At 67.6% G+C, this 17,453-nt stretch carries 19 protein-coding genes; 6 read left to right on the top strand and 13 right to left on the bottom strand.

Features of this window, described 5'->3' with window-relative positions:
* Positions 1–28: 28 nt before the first annotated feature.
* Positions 29–682: a peroxiredoxin gene (locus tag PTT45_RS08870; RefSeq protein WP_273812749.1), complete on the bottom strand. Its 654-nt coding sequence runs from the start codon at positions 680–682 to the stop codon at positions 29–31.
* A gap of 213 nt (positions 683–895) precedes the next feature.
* Between PTT45_RS08870 and PTT45_RS08865 the strand changes: the two genes are divergently transcribed.
* On the top strand, positions 896–1,465 hold the full coding sequence (locus PTT45_RS08865) for a cysteine dioxygenase (protein ID WP_273812748.1): 570 nt from the start codon (positions 896–898) through the stop codon (positions 1,463–1,465).
* Here PTT45_RS08865 and PTT45_RS08860 read toward each other — a convergent pair.
* The 3 genes from PTT45_RS08860 to PTT45_RS08850 are packed head-to-tail and all read right to left on the bottom strand — an operon-like array spanning position 1,462 to position 4,139.
* Positions 1,462–2,805, bottom strand: a complete 1,344-nt coding sequence (locus PTT45_RS08860; RefSeq protein WP_273812747.1) for an ATP-binding protein — start codon at positions 2,803–2,805, stop codon at positions 1,462–1,464. The two genes, PTT45_RS08865 and PTT45_RS08860, sit on opposite strands and share 4 nt — an antisense overlap.
* Positions 2,802–3,479 carry a response regulator gene (locus tag PTT45_RS08855; RefSeq protein WP_273812746.1) on the bottom strand — a complete coding sequence of 226 codons (678 nt, stop codon included), beginning with the start codon at positions 3,477–3,479 and terminating at the stop codon, positions 2,802–2,804. The genes PTT45_RS08860 and PTT45_RS08855 overlap by 4 nt, the downstream gene beginning before the upstream one ends.
* 54 nt (positions 3,480–3,533) lie before the next feature.
* Positions 3,534–4,139, bottom strand: a complete 606-nt coding sequence (locus PTT45_RS08850) for an outer membrane beta-barrel protein (protein ID WP_273812745.1) — start codon at positions 4,137–4,139, stop codon at positions 3,534–3,536.
* Between the two features lie 174 nt (positions 4,140–4,313).
* Between PTT45_RS08850 and PTT45_RS08845 the strand changes: the two genes are divergently transcribed.
* The 3 genes from PTT45_RS08845 (at position 4,314) to PTT45_RS08835 (ending at position 6,741) form a co-directional block, all read left to right on the top strand.
* Positions 4,314–4,952, top strand: a complete 639-nt coding sequence (locus tag PTT45_RS08845) for a DUF502 domain-containing protein (protein ID WP_273812743.1) — start codon at positions 4,314–4,316, stop codon at positions 4,950–4,952.
* A gap of 79 nt (positions 4,953–5,031) precedes the next feature.
* Positions 5,032–5,817 (top strand): dienelactone hydrolase family protein, encoded by a 786-nt coding sequence (locus PTT45_RS08840; protein ID WP_273812742.1) that lies wholly within the window; start codon positions 5,032–5,034, stop codon positions 5,815–5,817.
* A gap of 222 nt (positions 5,818–6,039) precedes the next feature.
* Positions 6,040–6,741: a 4'-phosphopantetheinyl transferase family protein gene (locus PTT45_RS08835; protein ID WP_273812740.1), complete on the top strand. Its 702-nt coding sequence runs from the start codon at positions 6,040–6,042 to the stop codon at positions 6,739–6,741.
* On the opposite strand, the gene PTT45_RS08830 is transcribed toward PTT45_RS08835, so the two are convergent.
* Positions 6,738–7,022 carry a hypothetical protein gene (locus PTT45_RS08830; RefSeq protein WP_273812739.1) on the bottom strand — a complete coding sequence of 95 codons (285 nt, stop codon included), beginning with the start codon at positions 7,020–7,022 and terminating at the stop codon, positions 6,738–6,740. The genes PTT45_RS08835 and PTT45_RS08830 overlap by 4 nt on opposite strands.
* A gap of 96 nt (positions 7,023–7,118) precedes the next feature.
* A complete protein-coding gene (gene metE, locus PTT45_RS08825) occupies positions 7,119–9,410 on the bottom strand; it encodes a 5-methyltetrahydropteroyltriglutamate--homocysteine S-methyltransferase (protein WP_273812738.1) in 2,292 nt (763 codons plus the stop codon).
* Between the two features lie 111 nt (positions 9,411–9,521).
* Between metE and metR the strand changes: the two genes are divergently transcribed.
* Entirely contained in the window at positions 9,522–10,439 is a 918-nt protein-coding gene (gene metR / locus PTT45_RS08820; RefSeq protein ID WP_273812737.1) for a transcriptional regulator MetR, read from the top strand.
* Here the strand turns inward: metR and PTT45_RS08815 are convergent.
* From PTT45_RS08815 to PTT45_RS08785, 7 genes are all read right to left on the bottom strand, one after another.
* On the bottom strand, positions 10,423–10,593 hold the full coding sequence (locus PTT45_RS08815) for a hypothetical protein (protein WP_273812736.1): 171 nt from the start codon (positions 10,591–10,593) through the stop codon (positions 10,423–10,425). The two genes, metR and PTT45_RS08815, sit on opposite strands and share 17 nt — an antisense overlap.
* The gene (locus PTT45_RS08810) at positions 10,593–10,850 is read right to left on the bottom strand and encodes a DUF2790 domain-containing protein (RefSeq protein ID WP_273812735.1); all 258 of its coding nucleotides are present in this window, start codon (positions 10,848–10,850) and stop codon (positions 10,593–10,595) included. Before PTT45_RS08810 ends, PTT45_RS08815 begins: the two co-directional genes overlap by 1 nt.
* A 214-nt stretch (positions 10,851–11,064) precedes the next feature.
* Complete coding sequence (locus PTT45_RS08805) at positions 11,065–11,328, bottom strand: DUF2790 domain-containing protein (protein WP_273812734.1); 264 nt, start codon at positions 11,326–11,328, stop codon at positions 11,065–11,067.
* Between the two features lie 173 nt (positions 11,329–11,501).
* Complete coding sequence (locus tag PTT45_RS08800; RefSeq protein ID WP_273812732.1) at positions 11,502–12,398, bottom strand: efflux RND transporter periplasmic adaptor subunit; 897 nt, start codon at positions 12,396–12,398, stop codon at positions 11,502–11,504.
* A gap of 19 nt (positions 12,399–12,417) precedes the next feature.
* Entirely contained in the window at positions 12,418–12,618 is a 201-nt protein-coding gene (locus PTT45_RS08795) for a DUF1656 domain-containing protein (protein ID WP_273812731.1), read from the bottom strand.
* Entirely contained in the window at positions 12,608–14,770 is a 2,163-nt protein-coding gene (locus tag PTT45_RS08790) for an FUSC family protein (RefSeq protein WP_273812730.1), read from the bottom strand. The genes PTT45_RS08795 and PTT45_RS08790 overlap by 11 nt, the downstream gene beginning before the upstream one ends.
* An 8-nt stretch (positions 14,771–14,778) precedes the next feature.
* The gene (locus PTT45_RS08785; protein ID WP_273812729.1) at positions 14,779–16,287 is read right to left on the bottom strand and encodes an efflux transporter outer membrane subunit; all 1,509 of its coding nucleotides are present in this window, start codon (positions 16,285–16,287) and stop codon (positions 14,779–14,781) included.
* A 169-nt stretch (positions 16,288–16,456) separates the two neighbouring features.
* On the opposite strand from PTT45_RS08785, the gene PTT45_RS08780 reads away from it, so the two are divergent.
* Positions 16,457–17,407, top strand: coding sequence for a LysR family transcriptional regulator (locus PTT45_RS08780; protein ID WP_273812728.1), 951 nt, complete (start codon positions 16,457–16,459; stop codon positions 17,405–17,407).
* Positions 17,408–17,453: the final 46 nt, after the last annotated feature.

Below are 17,453 nucleotides of genomic sequence, written 5' to 3'. Positions count from 1 at the left end.
CTGCGCGCAGGCTCGTCCAGGATCACAATTACTTCGGCGCCTTGGCCGTACGCAGGTACGGCAGCTTGATGTCGAGGGCGCCGTACTTCTCGCGCGCCTGCTCGTCGTTGAGCGCCAAAGCGACTATCACGTCCTGGCCGGCAGCCCAGTTGGCCGGGGTGGCCAGGGGCACGTTGTAGGTCAGCTGCAACGCATCAAGAGCGCGCAGGACTTCGGCGAAGTTGCGGCCGACCGACATCGGGTAGGTCATGGACAGCTTGAGCTTCTTGTCCGGGCCGATGATGAACACCGAGCGCACGGTGGCGGTATCGGCCGGGGTGCGGCCTTCAGGCAGGTAGGCCTCGGCCGGCAGCATGTCGAAGGCCTTGGACACGGCCAGGCCCTCGTCGGCGATGATCGGGAACTGCGCCGCCGTGCCGCAGACGGCCTCGATGTCGCCCTTCCAGCGCTTGTGCGACTCGGCGCCATCGACCGAGACACCGATCACCTTGGTGCCGCGTTTGCGCCATTCTTCGGCCAGCTGGGCGACGACGCCGAACTCGGTGGTGCACACCGGGGTGAAGTCCTTGGGATGGGAGAACAGGATGGCCCAGTCGGAGCCGATCCAGTCGTGGAACTTGATCGGGCCCTGGTCGGTTTCGGCGCTGAAGTCCGGTACGAAATCATTGATACGTAAAGCCACTTGGTGTTCTCCAGAATGTGGGGGATGGGGCCTTGCCTGGCCGGCTCGTACGCAGGCAGTCGCTGCCGCGCCCACAGGCGCCCGGCATCGCAGCGCAGGGAGTATAGGCAGCCGTTTTCCCACAAGCCGGCAGCCGTTCGACTCTGGCGCAGATCATGCACTACGGTTGTTACATTCACATCGCCCCGCCAGGGGGCAGCATAGGGACCTGCCATGACCTCCATCGCCCTGCAGCGCTTCATCGACGAGGCCGACGCACGCAGCCACCTGCACGGCATTCCGGCCGATTGCGTGCTGGCCCTGGCACCACTGATGCTGGAGCTGATCGAGCACGCCGGCAGTTTTCTCGAGCCCGAGCACTACCGCAGCAGCCCCGAGGGCTATACCCGCAACCTGATCTACGCCGCGCCGGACCAGAGCCTGTCGCTCTACGCCCTGGTCTGGCTGCCCGGCCAGTGGACGCCGGTACACGATCACGGCAGCTGGGGCGTGGTCGGCGTGGTCGAGGGCGTGCTGGAGGAACGCAGCTACGTGCGCCTGTCGCCGGATCGTGGCGCCGACGAGGACATCCAGCTGGCCCGTGGCGGCACCATCTTGCTGAACCACGGCGCGGTCACCAGCTTCGTGCCCAATCCGGACCATATCCACATCACCGGCGTGCCCCATGAGCGGCCCCGCGCGGTGAGCCTGCACCTCTACGGGCGGGCGATGAACGACTTCAACATCTACGACGTGCAGGCTGGCAGCCGCCAGCGCATCAGCGTCGCGCACAACAAGAGCTAACCGGGCAGGCGTATGCGGAAGCAGGCGCCACCCAGCGCAGAATCCTCCAGCAGCAGCTGGCCGTCGTAGCTGTCGAGGATGTCGACCACCACCGCCGTGCCGATGCCTTGCCCCGGATGCTGGCTGTCCAGACGCTCGCCGCGCTTGAGGATGCGTTCGCGCTGGCTGGCCGGCACGCCGGGACCGTCGTCCTCCACCACCAGCTCATAGCCGCCCTCGTCCTGCCGGGCGCTGACGCGGATCTGCTCCAGGCACAGGCGATAGGCGTTCTCCAGCAGGTTGCCGAGCAGCTCCAGCAGCGCGTCACGCTCCATCGGTACCTGCAGGTTGGCGGGCAGGTCGCGGATCACCTGCACGCGCTTGTCGCGGTAGACCTTGTCCAGCGCGCCGCACAGGGTATCCAGCGCCGCAGCCAGGGGTTCGCGGTGGCGCACCAGGCCGCTCTTGCGCAGGCTGGCGCGCTGCAACTGGTAGCTCACCTGCTGGCTCATGCGCTCGACCTGGTTGCCCAGCACCTGGGCCTGTTCACGATTGCCCGGATTCATCGCCAGCGTCTCGCCGACGCCCTGCAGCACGGCCAGCGGCGTCTTCAGGCTGTGCGCCAGATCGCCGAGTGAATCGCGATAGCGCTCGCGCTGGCGGCGCTCGCCTTCGAGCAGGTGGTTGAGCGAGTCGGTCAGGCGCAGCAGTTCGAGCGGGTGCTCGCGGGTCAGGTGGTCGCGCTTGCCACTCTCCACCTCGTCCAGCTCGCGACTGAGCCCGCGCAGGCTACCGAAGCCCCAGGTCAGCCCCAGCCAAAGCAGGCCGAGCAGCACGAGCAGCGCGCCGCCCAGCCACAGCCAGAGACGTCGGTCGAGGTCGTTAAGCAGAGCCTGGTAGTCACTGGCCGGCTGCATGGTGACGATGCTGAAAGCCGCGGCCTGGCCGCGCAGCAGGTCGACCTCGAGGTCGTAGACGAAGTACTCGATGCCCTGCCCGTTGCGATGCCGAAGGAACTCGTGCCCCTCGCCGTCATAGCGCGGCAAATAGTCCGTCGGCTGGTCGCCGCTGGAGGGCGAGCGCCACACCAGGTTGCCGTCGCGGTCGAAGATCAGGCCGATCAGTTTGGAGTCGAGCAGGTTGAACTCCTCGTCCGGCAACTGCTCGGGCATCGCCAGGCGCTCGCCATCGACCTGGGCGGCGGAGATCAGGGTCGCCGCATCGGCGCCGAGGCGCTGTTCGATGACATTCTCCAGGGCCGTACGAAAGGTGCTCTGCAGCACCGGCAGCAGGGCCAGCATGAACACCACGGCGAGCGCCGTGGCGCCGAGCATCAGGCGCACGCGCAGGGAGCGAATCATCGGCAACGCTCGGTGAACATGTAGCCCTGGCCGCGTACCGTATCGATCGGTTTCAGCGCACAGGCGCCCTCGATCTTGCGGCGCAGGCGGCCGACCAGGACCTCGACGACATTGGGGTCGCGCTCGTCGTCGCCTTCGTACAACTGCTCCATCAGGCGATCCTTGGACACCACCTGCTGCGGGTGCAGCATCAGGTATTCGAGGATGCGGTATTCGTAGGCGGTCAGCGGCAGCGGCTGCTCGTCGACCAGGGCCTGCTTGCGGTTGAGGTCGAGCTGCAGCGGACCGGCCGCGACGCTGGACTGCACCAGCCCCACGGAGCGACGCAGCAGCGCATGCAGGCGCGCCTCCAGTTCCTCGAACTGGAACGGCTTGACCAGGTAATCGTCGCCACCGGCAGCCAGGCCCTCGACCTTGTCCTGCCAGTTGCCACGCGCGGTGAGGATCAGGATCGGCAGGCCGTTGCCCTGCGCCCGCACCTCGCGAATCAGGTCCATGCCGCTCATGCCAGGCAGGCCCAGGTCGACGATGGCGATGTCGTGATTGAATTCGCGCACGCGGTACAGCGCCTCTTCCGCGTCGCCCACCGCATCCACCACGAAACCTCGTTCACCGAGGCGGGTATGCAGGTGGTGGCGCAGCAGCGCCTCGTCCTCGACCAGCAGAATCTTCATGACTGTTCCCCCTTACGGCAGGCCGGGCTGGCGCCCGGCCTTCTCCCTGGTTGGTCAGAACTTGTAGTTGGCGCCGAGGTAGACCTGGCTGGTGCGGTCCAGATCGAGCGAGCCTACCTTGCTGCCGCCATGCTGTGCCATCTCGGTGCTGGCGTTGGTTTTCATGTAACGGTAGCCGGCTTCCACCGAGGCATTCTTGCCCACGTCCTGCAGGATGCCGGCCTGCAGACCGGCAGCCAGGCCGATGTCGCTGTCGCGTTTGTAGCCGCGGCTCTCCTGCTCCAGTTTCACCGCACCGACGGTGGCACCGCCGAACAGCTTGGTGCCGCTGTCATTCAGTGGCAGGAAGGCGTCGTAGCTACCCAGCAGATGCTGCTGACGCAGCTTGTAGCCCTGCGAGTCGTCCGAGACGTTCTCGTAGGTCATGTAGTAGCGGCCGTCCTGGGTTTCCTGGCCGACGCGGATACCCCAGGTGCCGCTGCCGTCGATCACCCGATCCAGGTCAGGATGGCCCAGGTTGCGGTTGAGCGAGCCGGAATTCTCGATGCGGCTGTCGCTCTGTCCCCAGGTCCCACCGACGAAGGTATCGGCAGCCTGGGCCGACATGGCCGCGACGGAAATGGCGGTTACCAGGGCGAGTTTGCTAGCGATGTTTTTCATGGTTTTTTCTCCGAGTTGGGAAAGTTGCTGAACTCGGGGCCTAGGTTGCCCGGCAGCCACTGAACCGCTCCTGAACCCTTGCTGAACCAACACTGAACGAGACTGCGATGCCCGCACTGCCCAACGTCACCGCTTTGCCATAGCCTTGGCAGGCACTCGCCAGGGATTCCCACCATGTTCAAGAACGGCTTCAACTCCATCCTCACCACCTGGCTGGCCGGCCTGCTGGCCCTGCTGCCACTGGCGCTCTCGCTGGCCCTGCTGGGCTGGGTGGTGAGCCTGCTGAACGGCCTGATCGGCCCCTCCAGCACCATCGGCAAGCTGTTCGCCGGGCTCGGCCAGCCCTTCGTCAGCAGCCAGGAGCTGGCCTGGCTGCTCGGCACCCTGGGCCTGATCGTGGCGCTCTACCCTCTCGGCCTGGCCGTGCAGCTGGGCCTCAAGGGCCCGCTGAGCCGCCTGTTCGACCGCACCCTGCGACGCATTCCCCTGCTCGGCAATCTGTATGGGCTGGCCGACCGCTTCGTCGGCCTGCTGGACCAGAAGGACAACGCCGACCTGGGCGCCATGAGCCCGGTGTGGTGCTTCTTCGGCGGCGACGGCACCGCCGTGCTGGCCCTGCTGCCCAACCCGCAGCCGCTGGAGATCGACGGCCGCGCCTACCACGCCATCCTCGTGCCGACCGCACCGGTGCCGGTGGGCGGCGGCCTGCTCTATGTGCCGGTGGAATGGGTCAAGCCGGCGGAGATGGGCATGGAGCGCTTCACCAGCATCTACGTCTCCATGGGCATCACGCCGCCCAAGCCACCGCTGTAGACAGAGCACAGGGATGCAAGTGACGGCAGGCGCATTCGGCTATCGTGGCTACTTCCGCCCAAGGATCAGGAGAACCGTCATGCGCCACGCCCTCTTCGCCCTGCTCTGCCTCGCTGGCCTGGCTGGCACTGCCCAGGCCGCCATCCAGACCCAGGAAATCCCCTACACCAGCGCCGACGGCAAGCGCCTGATCGCCTACCACGCCTGGGACGACGCCATCGCCGGCAAGCGCCCCGGCGTGCTGGTGGTGCATGAGTGGTGGGGCCTGAACGACTACGCCAAACGCCGCGCCCGCGACCTCGCTGCCCTCGGCTACAGCGCCCTGGCCGTGGACATGTATGGCGACGGCAAGAACACCCAGCACCCGCAGGACGCCGGCGCCTTCATGCAGGCCACCCTGTCCGATCCGGCCGTGCCCAAGGCGCGCTTCCTCGCCGGGCTGGAACTGCTCAAGGCGCAGCCACAGACCGACACCACGCGGATCGCCGCCATCGGCTACTGCTTCGGTGGCCGCATCGTGCTGGACATGGCGCGCCAGGGCCTGCCGCTGGCCGCGGTGGTGAGTTTCCACGGCGCGCTGGTCACCGATACCCCGGCCACGCCGGGCAGCGTCAAGGCCAAGGTGCTGGTCGAGCACGGCGCCGCCGACAGCTTCATCACCGCCGAGCAGGTCACCGCCTTCAAGACCGAGATGGACAAGGCCGGCGCCGACTACCGCTTCGTCGAACTGGCCGGCGCCAAGCACGGCTTCAGCAACCCGGACGCCGACGCACACAAGGGCCACGGCCTCGACCTCGGTTACCAGAAGGAAGCCGACGAACGCTCCTGGGCCGACATGCAGGCGCTGTTCAAGCAGGTGTTCTGAGGGCAAAAAAAACGGGAGTCCAGCTGGACTCCCGTACTCGATCAGTAGAGCAAAGCCACGTGGCGACCCGCCTGCGTGACTACAACCTCACCAGCGCCCCAATGGAACGCCTGGCCCATTGTTAACCTAAACCAAGCGTTTGCTCTGTAGCGCTTCGTTGTCGCCGTGCAAAGAAATGTAAACGGCTGGCCCGCCCTAACCGGGCACGGCAGAATGCCGGGCATGACCGTGCATATCCCACCCTTCTGCCGCCTGCACCCCGAGCCCGCGCCGCTGCACCTGCCCGGCACCCAGCTGGTACGCGCCAGTTTCGATGCGACGCAACTGCTGGCCGAAGACTTCCAGTGCAGCGCCATCGAACCGGTGCGCGGCGTGGCCAAGCGCCAGGGCGAGTACCTGGCCGGCCGCCTGTGCGCTCGTGAGGCCCTGCGCCAGTTCTGTGGCCAAGCACTGGTGCCGGGGCGCGACGAGGATGGCGTGCCGATCTGGCCGCATGGCAGCGTCGGCTCCATCACCCACGGCGCCGGCCAGGCTGCTGCCATCGTCGGCAGCGCCGGGCAATGGCGTGGCCTGGGGCTGGATCTGGAGAAGCAGCTGAGCGCCGAACGTGCCGCTAAGCTGGCCGGGGAAATTCTTACCCCTGCCGAGCTGCAGCGCGCCGCCGGGCTGGACGCGCAGGCCTTCGCCCAACGCGTGACCCTGACCTTCTCGCTCAAGGAGAGCCTGTTCAAGGCTCTCTACCCGCTGGTGCTCAAGCGCTTCTACTTCCACGACGCCGAACTGCTCGAGCACGACGCAACCAGTGCACGCCTGCGCCTGCTGCTCGACCTGCACGGCGAATGGCCGGCCGGCAGCGAGCTGCACGGCCACTTCGCCGAGTTCGACGGCTACCTGCTCAGCCTGGTGGCGATTCCCGCGCGCTAGACGAACGCCTGCTCGCCAAAGCCACGCGGCAGACGCTGGCGCCCCGGCAGCGCAGTGAGCCGCGCCTCCCAGGAAGTACGCCAGTCGTTGGCGCCACGGGCGTTCTTCTCGCGGCGCGCCGCCCGCCGTGCAGCATTGCGGGCAGTGCGGCGGGCCTCGGTGAAGGCCTCGGTCTTGCGGCAGTTGCGGCACTTCACCTTGTTCAGCTCAGTGGTGGACGGCAGCTTCGTGCCATGGCTGCCGCAGGCCAGGTGGCCGGCAGTCTTGTAGTGCATGACCATTGCATCGTCTCCTGCTTGTGGGCCTCATGGCCCTACAAGCATTCCGACTCCCCGCGCTGCGCTGGGGTTCAGGACAAAAGATCCCCGGCGCGCCACTCAGGCCAGCTCGGCACGCAACTGCCGCGCGGCCGCCACCATGTTGACCAGCGCCGCCTCGGTCTCCACCCAGCCACGGGTCTTCAGGCCGCAGTCCGGGTTGACCCACAGCCGCTCGGCCGGCACGCGCTGCGCGGCCTTGCGCATCAGGCGAACCATCTCGGCGCTGTCCGGCACCCGTGGCGAGTGGATGTCGTACACGCCCGGACCGATCTCGTTGGGGTACTCGAAGCGCTCGAAGGCATCCAGCAGCTCCATGTCCGAGCGCGAGGTCTCGATGGTGATCACGTCGGCGTCCATGGCGGCGATGGACTCGATCACGTCGTTGAACTCGCTGTAGCACATGTGGGTGTGGATCTGCGTCTCGTCACGCACGCCAGAGGCGGTGAGGCGGAAGGCTTCGGTGGCCCAGTCGAGATAACCCTGCCACTGCGCGCGGCGCAGCGGCAGGCCCTCGCGGAAGGCCGCCTCGTCGATCTGGATGACCTTGATGCCGGCGGCTTCCAGGTCGACCACCTCGTCGCGGATGGCCAGGGCCAGCTGGCGCGCCTGCTGCTTGCGGGAAATGTCGTCACGCGGGAAGGACCACATCAGCATGGTCACCGGGCCGGTCAGCATGCCCTTCATCACCTTGTCGGTGCAGCGCTGGGCGTACTCGATCCAGGACACGGTCATGGCCTGCGGGCGCGACAGGTCGCCATAGATCAGTGCCGGCTTCACGCAGCGCGAACCGTAGCTCTGCACCCAGCCGAAGCGGGTGAAGGCGTAGCCGTCGAGCTGTTCGGCGAAGTACTCGACCATGTCGTTGCGCTCGGCCTCGCCGTGCACCAGCACGTCCAGGCCCAGTTGCTCCTGGATGCTCACCGCATGGCGGATCTCACTGTGCATGGCCTCGGTGTATTCGGCGGTGGACAGCTTGCCGGCCTTGAACGACTGGCGCGCCAGGCGGATCGCCGAGGTCTGCGGGAAGGAGCCGATGGTGGTGGTGGGGAACGGCGGCAGGTCGAGCAACGCGCGCTGCTTGGCGATGCGCTCGGCAAACGGCGACTGGCGCTGGCTGTCGACGGCAGTGATAGCGGCCAGACGCGCCTGCACGGCCGGTTTGTGGATACGCGGCGACTGCGCCCGACTGGCCTGCACCGCGCTGCTCGCAGCCAACGCGGCCTGCACCTCGGCGGACTGCGGCTCGCGCAGGGCCTGGGCCAGCACGGCGACCTCCTGGCACTTCTGCACGGCGAAGGCCAGCCAGCTCTTCAGCTCGCTATCCAGTTTATCTTCGCGACCCAGATCGACCGGGCTGTGCAGCAGCGAGCAGGATGGCGCCACCCACAGACGTGACCCCAGGCGCTCATGGGCCTGCTGCAACACGGCCAAGGCGGCCTGCAGATCGGTGCGCCAGATATTGCGGCCGTTGACCACGCCCAGCGACAGCACCTTGTAGGAAGGCAGACGATCGAGAATGGCGGGGAACTGCTCCGGCGCGCGCACCAGGTCGATATGCAGGCCATCCACCGGCAGGCTGGCAGCCAGGCCGAGGTTGTCCTCCAGGCCGGCGAAGTAGGTGGCGATGAGTTTCTTGCCCGGCTCCTTCTGCAGCAGGTTGTAGGCGCGCTCGAAGGCGTTCTTCCAGTCCTGCGGCAGGTCGAGGGCGAGGATCGGCTCGTCGATCTGCACCCACTCGATACCCTGGGCAGACAGGCGCTGGAGGATCTCACCGTAGACCGGCAGCAGGCGTTCGAGCAGGTCGAGACGATTGAAGTCTCCCCCTTTCTCCTTGCCCAGCCACAGGTAGGTCAGCGGGCCGATCAGCACCGGCTTGAGGTTGTGACCCAGCGCCTTGCCCTCCTCCACTTCCTCGAACAGCTGTTCCCAGCTCAGGGCGAACTGCTGATCGGCGCTGAATTCGGGGACCAGGTAGTGGTAGTTGGTATCGAACCACTTGGTCATCTCCTGCGCATGCGCGCCGCCGCAACAGGTGTTGTGGCTGACGCCACGCGCCATGCCGAACAGGGTGTCCAGGGTCGGCTTGGCGCCATGGTTGTGGAAGCGCGCGGGGATCACGCCGAAGGTCAGCGAGTGGCTCAGCACCTGGTCGTACCAGGCGAAGTCGCCGACCGGCAGCAGTTCGATGCCGGCGTCCTTCTGCAGCTGCCAGTGCGCGGCGCGCAGCTCGCGGCCCACGGCGCGCAGGCCGGCCTCGTCGAGCTCGCCTTTCCAGTAGGCCTCCAGGGCCTTCTTCAGTTCGCGGTCACGGCCGATGCGGGGGAAGCCGAGGTTGTGTGCGAGTGCCATTGATCTGTCTCCGATGTTCGTGAATGGCGCACATTCTCGACAGCCGGCACGTCATGAGACAAACTCAACATATTCTTGATCATCACAAGTTTTATTCATTGAGATTCGCTCATGTTGGAACTCCGCCACCTCAAGACCCTGCATGCCTTGCGTGAGACCGACAGCCTGGTGGAGGCCGCCGAGCGCCTGCACCTGACCCAGTCGGCGCTGTCGCACCAGTTCAAGGAGCTCGAAGAGCGCCTGGGCATGCAGCTGTTCGTGCGCAAGACCAAGCCGGTGCGCTTCACCAGCGCCGGCCTGCGCCTGCTGCAACTGGCCGACAGCCTGTTGCCGCAGATGCGCGCGGCGGAGCGCGACCTGGCGCGCCTGGCCGGCGGCACCGCTGGCCGCCTGCACATGGCCATCGAATGCCACAGCTGCTTCCAGTGGCTGATGCCGACCATCGACCAGTTCCGCGATGCCTGGCCGGAGGTGGAGCTGGACCTGGCCTCGGGCTTCTCCTTCGCCCCGCTGCCGGCGCTGTCGCGCGGTGACCTGGACCTGGTGGTGACCTCGGACCCGGTGGAGATGAGCGGCATCACCTACGTGCCGCTGTTCACCTACGAGGCGCTGCTGTCGGTGGCCAACCAGCATGCGCTGGCCAACCGCCCCTACGTGCTGCCCGAGGACCTGGAGCGCGAGACGCTGATCACCTACCCGATCGACCGCGACCGCCTGGACATCTTCACCCGCTTCCTCGAGCCGGCCGACATCGAGCCGGCGCAGGTGCGTACCTCGGAGCTGACGGTGATGATGATGCAGCTGGTGGCCAGCGGTCGCGGCGTGTGCAGCCTGCCCAACTGGGCACTGCACGAGTACAGCTCGCGCGGCTACGTCACCGCCAAGCGCCTCGGCGAGAAGGGCCTGTACTGCACGCTGTTCGCCGCCATCCGCGCCGACATGCTCGACGCGCCGTTCATGCGCGACTTCCTGCTGACCGCCAAGGACACGTCCTTCGCCACCCTCGAAGGCGTCAGCGCCGCTCGTTGAGACAGGCCTCGCGCAGGCGCATGAACTGGGCGAACTCGCTGTCGCCCTGGCGCTGGCGGGGGCGCTCGTCACCGGCATCCTGCAGATGCGCAGCGGGCCTGGCGGATGGTTCCGGCAGGCCCTGCTTTCTTTTGCTCGAGATGTAATAAAACATCAGTTGTCCCGGCAGCCGCCGCCCAGCGCCAGGTAGCTCAGGCTATGGCGCTCGCCCTGGTGATCCTCGTACACCATCACCGAGCGGGCCAGGCCGCAGATGGCCGAGGTATCGGTGGTGGAAATCACCCTGGCCACGTCCAGATCCATACCGTACTGGTACTGCTCCACGTCGGAGCGCTGTGCAGGGCCCTCGACAGTATTGGCGAAGGCGAAGGACGACAGACTGGCCATGGCCAGAACAACGAATGCTTTCATGATTGCACCTCTCGGGGCTGGCTGATTCCGGCGCCACCTGCAGACCAGCGACGCGCTACGGAATGAATTCTGCGGGCCGTCAGAACGCCGAAACAGCCGCGTTTGCAGGAAGCTTTATTACGCCTTCGGCAATAATTGGCCGACTACGAGCTACCACTCCCCCATGAACGACGATGCCCGGCACTGGCCGGGCATCCGTGAGCGTCAGGCAGATTCAGCCGTCGATGCAGCCGCCGCCGATGACCAGGTATTCCAGGCGATGCCGACGGCCCTGGTGATCCTCATAGGTCATGATCGAGGGAGTCACGCCGCAGATCTGCGACACGTCGGTGGTGGAAATCACATGGGCCACGTCCAGCTCCATGTCGTAGGTGTAGACCTCGACGGCCGGTTGGTTGTCGGCGGTGGCGACCTCTTCTGGCGCCGCGAAGGCGAACGGAGACAGGCCGGCCAGGGCCAGCAGGGTTAAAGCTCTCATGGGGCAGTGTTCCTGAAGACAGGGAAAGGGGCTTCGGCCGTGCCGGTATGCAGCGGCCGAAGTCGCAGCCAGGGCCCGGTAGAGGGAAGCCTTGGCTGCTGTGCCTCATCGTGGGAGGCGGGACCATTCTAGGCAGGCACCCTGCGGCGATATACGCGCGAAGTGCGCATGCACTATTGCCGTCCCGGAAACAATCCTGCGACCTCCTCACCACCCTCTTCAACCACCACGGTGCAGGTCATGCCGGCGGCCAGCTGCAGCCCCTCGGGCAGCGCGTCGAGGCGGATGCGCACCGGCACGCGCTGGGCCAGGCGCACCCAGTTGAAGGTCGGGTTGACGTCGGCGGTCAGCTCGCGGCTCTGCGGGTTGTCACGCTCGTAGATGCCGCGGGCGATGCTGTCGACCCGGCCGCGCAGGCGCTGGCCGTTCATCAGGCGCATCTCCACCGGCGCGCCGATGCGCACGTGTGCCAGGCGGGTCTCCTCGAAGTAGCCGTTGACGTAGAACGAGGCGATGTCGACCAGGGCCATGCTGGCCTCGCCGGTCTGCACGTAGTCGCCCTCGAACACGCTGAGGTTGGTGATGTAGCCGTCCGCCGTGGCACGCACCTCGGTGCGCTGCAGCCTGAGGCGGGCCAGATCGAGCTGGGCCAGGGCGGCCTGGTAATCGGCCACGGCGACTTGCGACAGGTGCCCGGCGTCCTCGCGGCTCTCGCGCGACACCACCAGGTCGTCCATCTCCGCGCGGCGCTGGGCGTTCACCGCGCGCATCGCCAGGGCCGCCTTGCGCGCCGCCACCCGTGCCTCAGCCTGGCGCACGGCCAGCTGGTAATGGCTGGGGTCGATGCGCAGCAACAGGTCGCCCCTGGCCACGCGCTGGTTATCGCGCACCGCGACTTCCACCACCAGCCCCGCCACGTCCGGGGCGATGTTGATGATGTCGGCGCGCACCCGGCCGTCGCGGGTCCAGGGCGAATCCATGTAGTGCAGCCACAGGGTACGCACCAGCAGCGCGGCCGCAGCGCAGATGAGCAGGGTCGCGCAGACACTGACGAGACGTTTCAGGGACATGGTTGGGCTCGATGGAGGGTCAACGGTAGATGGTCAGCGCCAGGGCGCAGTACAGGCAGGTGAACAGGCCCACGCGCAGCAGCGTCGGGTGCCAGGCATGGCGATACAGGCCGGCGCGGGCGAACAGGCGGTCGAGCCCCCAGGCCAGCAGTAAGGTGAGCAGAAACAGCAGGGTCAGGCTCGGCAGGTACACGCCGTGCAGGGTGATCTCACGCGGCATGGGCGGCCCTCGGATAATGGCCGGTGGGCTCGGGCGCGCGCAGCGGCGACAGCGGGTCGAGCAGCGAGCTGCGGATAAAGTGCAGGTAGCTGAGCATGCGCCGCAGCGGCGAGCTGTCGAACTGCGGCGCGCAGGGCTCGGCGGTGCCACGCAGGGTGTCGATGGCCTGCTCCACCGCCAGCAACGCGCGCTGGCGGTTGGCCTCGCCGGGCCGCACGAACAGGCGGATCAGCGCCCGGCCCATGGCGCGGATGGCGTGCCGCCAGGGCATCGCCTCGGCGTAGCAGTCCAGTGCCGGCAGGCGCATCTGTTCCAGGCGCAGCTCGATCACCGCGTGGCCGACCTCCTGCACGGCGAAGGTCCAGCGCAGCAGCTGGCGCTGTACATCGGCGCGCCCGCTGGCCACGCCGTAGGCCTGGCTGAGCAGGTCGCGCGTGCCGCTCTCGAACGCGCCGACCAGCCCGGCCAGGCGCCCGCTCACTGCCTGCACCACGCACATGCGCAGGTCATGCTCCAGGCGCCGCCACAACCAGGGCCGGTTGGGCGGCAGGATGATCAGCGCCGCCACCGTGGCCACGCCCATGGCCAGCAGCGCCGCCAGGTATTCGTTGAGCAGGCGCTGCGGGTCGTAGAGGGTCAGGTTGGCCGGCAGCGAGATCATGCAGAACCACATAAGCAGGCCCAGGCCATGACCGGCGTTTGCCGGGCGCGCGCACAACCAGGCGCCGAAGGCGAACACCGGCGCCAGGGCGCAGCAGAGCAAGGCGAAGCCATCCAGCCAGGGCAGCACCCAGAAGTTCAGAACGAAGCCCAGGCAGGCGCCGCCGAACGCGCCCAGGCCGATCTGTGCAGACAGCCGCCCGGGGCTCGACGAGGTCGACGCCAGCGCCGCGACCATGCCCGCGGTGAGGGCAAAGGTGCCGCCGCTGGGCCAGGCGGTGGCCATCCAGAACATTCCGAGCAGGAGCATCAGCAACGCGCTGCGCCCTCCCGCCACCGCGGCCGCCGCGAGGTTGGCGCGCGGGCGGAAACTGTCGCGCCAGTCTTCGCGAACATGCTGGTGATCGAGCAGCGAGGCGTGGGTGCGGGCGTAGTCGAGCAGGTCGCCGGTGAAGCGGTAGAGCAGCTCGGCGGCGGTATCGTAGTCCAGTTGTTGCGCCTCTTGCGGGCGGGCTATGGCCAGCCACAGGCGCCCCTGGCGAATGTTCTCCATCAGCTGCGGCCGGGCGCTCTCCAGGCTAGCGCGCAGCCACTCGGCATCGGCCTCGTTGCAGGGGCGTTGCTGCAGAGCGGCGAGCAGCGTGGCGAGCTCAGCCAGGCTCGGCTGCAGGGCTTCGCGCACCCGGCGTCCGCTCTCGCCGGCCAGGCGCTGGAGCAGCTGATGCAGGGCGTGGAAGCGCGTGGACAGCACCAGGAATTCGCTGTTGAGCCGGCCGAGTCGGCCATGCCGCAGGCGCATGTGCGGGTCCTCGAAGGCGCTGGCGCTGCGCAGGTTCTCCAGGCTCACTGCGGCGGCGGCGAAACGCACGTTGCAGTCCTCGAAATGCGCCTCTCCGAGACCGCCGTGCAGCCCCAAGCTGGCGAACCCGGCGAACTCGCGCAGGCGTGCCTGTAGGCGCAGTTGCAGGTCGTCGCTGCTGCGCTGCGGCAGCACCAGACCGTGGACCAGACCGGTACAGAGGATGCCCAGGCTGATCTCCAGCACCCGCCATAGCGCCTGCATGAAGGCACCCTCCGGCGCCTGGGTGGCCGGCAGGCCGATCATCAGCGCGGTATAGCCGGCCAGCACGCAGGCATAGCCGCGAAAGTCGCGATAGCGCGAGGCGCCGGCCGTGCACAGGCCGATCCACAACGCCAGGCTGAGCATGAACAGGCCGCGCTCCTGGTTGAACAGCGCGATCAGCAGCACCATCACCGCCAGCCCGAGCAGCGTGCCGAGCAGGCGATAGAAACTCTTGGCCAGCACCTGGCCGCTCTGCGTCTGCATGACGATGAACACGGTGGCCAGCACCGTGCTCGGCTGCGGCAGTTCCAGGCGATAGGCCAGCCACAGCGCCAGGAAGGCGCTGAGCAGGCCCTTGGCGATGAAGGCCCAGATCAGACCGTCGCTGCGCGCCCAGGCACTCAGGGCGAGTTTGAGGGAGTTCGACATGGCAGTTCTCAGGGGCGGGAAAGCAGGCGCAGGCGCGGCTCGTGCGGCATCAGGCTGGCGTCATTCGCGTCCGCCTCCGGCGGCTGTAGGCCGCCGCCCAGCGCCAGCAGCAGGTCGGCCTGGGCGCTGAGCCGGGCGGCCAGCACCCGCTGTTGAGTCAGCTGGCGCTCGAGCAGCGCAGGCCGCGCCTGCAGCACTTCGTCGTAGCCGGTCAGGCCGCGCTGTTGCGCCAGCGCCGCCAGGTCGCAGCTGCGCTGCGCCACGGCCACCGCGTCGGTGGCCAGCTGCGCCTGCTGCTGCAGCGACTGCTGGCGCACCAGGCCGTCGGCCACCTGCTGCAGAGCCTGCAGCAGGCTCTGGTTGTACTGCTCCACTGCCAGGTCGTAGTCGGCGCTGGCCACGCCCAGCTGGCCGCGCCGGCGACCTCCGTCGTACAGCGGCAGGTTGAGCGCGGGGCCGACGTTGTAGGCCAGCTTGTCGTAGTGCAGGAAATCCAGCAGGCCGCCCTGGGTCGCGTTGCTGCCCAGCCCGGCCAGCAGGTCGACATTGGGATAGAAGTCGGCCTTGGCCACCTCGATGCCACGCGCGGCGGCCGTCACTTGCCAGCGCCGCGCCTGCAGGTCTGGACGCTGGCCGAGCAGCTGCAGCGGCAGCTGCGTGGGCAGGCCGATGCTGCGCTGCAGGTTCAGCTTCGGCCGGCGCAACCGCTCGCCCGCGCCCGGCCCCTGCCCGGCCAGCGCGGCGAGCTGATGCTGGGTGATGACGCGGGCCTCGTGCAGGGCATCCAGGTGCCGGTGGCTCTCGGCCAGCGGTTCCTGCAGGCGGTTGACCTCCTGGCGCGTGCCGATGCCATCGCGCAGGCGGCTCTCGGCCAGTTGCACACGCGCCTGTTGCTGGGTCAGCAGGGCCTGGGCGATATCCGTCTCGGCATACAGCAGGGCCAGCTGGATGTAGCTGCGCAGCAGGTTGCCCTGCAACTCCAGCGCCGCCACCCGCGCCTCGGCCACCTGTTGGCGGACCCGGTCGACGGCCGCATGGCTGCGGCTGCGTTCGCGGCCCCAGAGGTCGAGGTCATAACGAAAGCCGAGCTGGCTGCTGTTGTTCCAGCTGCTGCTACGCCCGAGCACGCCGGGGCCGTAGAAGTAGTCGGCCGGCCAGCGCTTGCGCTGCACGCTGGCATCGAGCCCCACCTGCGGCGCCTCGGCCGACTCCACCACGCCGGCCATGGCGCTGGCCCGGCGCACACGGGCCGCCGCCTGGGCCAGGCTCGGGCTGTTCGCCAGCGCCTGCTCCATCCATTCATCCAGCTGCGCATCGCCATAGGCCCGCCACCAATGCGCGTGCGGCCAGGCAGCCTCGCGCTCGGCCTGGCGCACGGCGGCGCCGGGGTCGAGGCGGTCGGCGTGGAGTAGCTCGGTATGGGGGAAGATGCCCTGGCCGTCGATACAACCGGCGAGCGGGAAAATCAGGGTCAACAGACTGGCGCGCACGAGGCGCGACCAAGAGATGCGAAGCATCTGCGCTACATCCTGGGAAACATGCAAAGCCGAAGCGGCGGCAGATTCTAGAAGGCCACCAGGCGGCGGATAAGCGCGCAGTTAGATGATGGATTGTGTACTGAAATAGCAGTAATCCCGACTAGACTGCGGTGACAGAATTCGCCTCCCTGCCTCGCCGGAATCCTCCATGGACACCCTCTTCAACATGCGCGCCTTCGTTTGTGTGGCGGAAACCGGCAGCTTCACCGCCGCTGCCCAGCGCATGTCGCTCACCACCTCCTACGTCTCGCGCGCCGTGGCCACCCTGGAAACCCACCTGCGCACCCGCCTGCTGCACCGCACCACGCGGCGCCTGGCCCTGACCGAGGCCGGCCAGCGCTACCTGCTGCGCTGCGAGCAGATCCTCAACTACATCGACGAGGCCGAAGCCGAGGCCGGCGAGGCTAACGCCCACCCGGTCGGCGTGCTCAAGGTGCATGCCATGACCGGCATCGGCCAGCACTACCTGATCAAGGCCATCGCCGAGTACAACAAGATCTACCCCGACGTCAGCTTCGACCTGACCCTGGCCAACCGCAGCCCCGACCTGCTCGACGAGGGCTACGACGTGTCCATGGTCATCGCCAGCGAGCTGCCGGACTCGGGCTTCATCTCCAAGCACCTGGGCAGCACCTACAGCGTGCTGTGCGCCTCGCCGGAATACCTGGCGCGCCGCGGTACGCCACGCCAGGTCAGCGACCTCGGCGGCCACCACTGCCTGCGCCTGATCAACAACGTCATGGGCCTGGACAAGTGGCTGCTCGACGGCCCGGACGGCCAGGAGCAGGTGCTGATCAAGCAGACGCCGTTCCAGGTCAATACTGCCGACGCCATGACCGAGGCGATCAAGGCCGGCATCGGCATCGGCGCGCTGCCACTCTACTCCGCCGTCGGCGGCCTGGGCGACGGCAGCCTGGTGCGCGTGCTGCCCAACCATCGCCTGTTCTCGCTGGGCATCTACGCGCTGTACCCGTCGCGCCAGTTCCTCGATGCCAAGACCCGCACCTGGGTCGAGTTCGTGCGCAACTTCCTGCCGGCGCTGCTGCGCGCCAACGACGAGGCGGTGGCCGCCGCCAGCCGGCAGCTGTCCGCCCGCTGAAGTAGCAGCGGCAAAAGAGCCGTACCTGGCGGAAGCTGTTTTACCC

It is taken from the genome of Pseudomonas sp. Gutcm_11s, from assembly GCF_028649395.1.
Classification (GTDB): domain Bacteria; phylum Pseudomonadota; class Gammaproteobacteria; order Pseudomonadales; family Pseudomonadaceae; genus Aquipseudomonas.
This window is presented reverse-complemented; position numbering and strand designations above follow the sequence as displayed.

Bases quoted from the DNA above. Each gene is read 5' to 3' on its own strand.
- PTT45_RS08865 (WP_273812748.1), top strand. From the start codon at position 896: ATGACCTCCATCGCCCTGCAGCGCTTCATCGACGAGGCCGACGCACGC.
- PTT45_RS08860 (WP_273812747.1), bottom strand. From the start codon at position 2,805: ATGATTCGCTCCCTGCGCGTGCGCCTGATGCTCGGCGCCACGGCGCTC.
- PTT45_RS08855 (WP_273812746.1), bottom strand. From the start codon at position 3,479: ATGAAGATTCTGCTGGTCGAGGACGAGGCGCTGCTGCGCCACCACCTG.
- PTT45_RS08850 (WP_273812745.1), bottom strand. From the start codon at position 4,139: ATGAAAAACATCGCTAGCAAACTCGCCCTGGTAACCGCCATTTCCGTC.
- PTT45_RS08845 (WP_273812743.1), top strand. From the start codon at position 4,314: ATGTTCAAGAACGGCTTCAACTCCATCCTCACCACCTGGCTGGCCGGC.
- PTT45_RS08840 (WP_273812742.1), top strand. From the start codon at position 5,032: ATGCGCCACGCCCTCTTCGCCCTGCTCTGCCTCGCTGGCCTGGCTGGC.
- PTT45_RS08835 (WP_273812740.1), top strand. From the start codon at position 6,040: ATGACCGTGCATATCCCACCCTTCTGCCGCCTGCACCCCGAGCCCGCG.
- PTT45_RS08830 (WP_273812739.1), bottom strand. From the start codon at position 7,022: ATGGTCATGCACTACAAGACTGCCGGCCACCTGGCCTGCGGCAGCCAT.
- metE (WP_273812738.1), bottom strand. From the start codon at position 9,410: ATGGCACTCGCACACAACCTCGGCTTCCCCCGCATCGGCCGTGACCGC.
- metR (WP_273812737.1), top strand. From the start codon at position 9,522: ATGTTGGAACTCCGCCACCTCAAGACCCTGCATGCCTTGCGTGAGACC.
- PTT45_RS08815 (WP_273812736.1), bottom strand. From the start codon at position 10,593: ATGTTTTATTACATCTCGAGCAAAAGAAAGCAGGGCCTGCCGGAACCA.
- PTT45_RS08810 (WP_273812735.1), bottom strand. From the start codon at position 10,850: ATGAAAGCATTCGTTGTTCTGGCCATGGCCAGTCTGTCGTCCTTCGCC.
- PTT45_RS08805 (WP_273812734.1), bottom strand. From the start codon at position 11,328: ATGAGAGCTTTAACCCTGCTGGCCCTGGCCGGCCTGTCTCCGTTCGCC.
- PTT45_RS08800 (WP_273812732.1), bottom strand. From the start codon at position 12,398: ATGTCCCTGAAACGTCTCGTCAGTGTCTGCGCGACCCTGCTCATCTGC.
- PTT45_RS08795 (WP_273812731.1), bottom strand. From the start codon at position 12,618: ATGCCGCGTGAGATCACCCTGCACGGCGTGTACCTGCCGAGCCTGACC.
- PTT45_RS08790 (WP_273812730.1), bottom strand. From the start codon at position 14,770: ATGTCGAACTCCCTCAAACTCGCCCTGAGTGCCTGGGCGCGCAGCGAC.
- PTT45_RS08785 (WP_273812729.1), bottom strand. From the start codon at position 16,287: ATGCTTCGCATCTCTTGGTCGCGCCTCGTGCGCGCCAGTCTGTTGACC.
- PTT45_RS08780 (WP_273812728.1), top strand. From the start codon at position 16,457: ATGGACACCCTCTTCAACATGCGCGCCTTCGTTTGTGTGGCGGAAACC.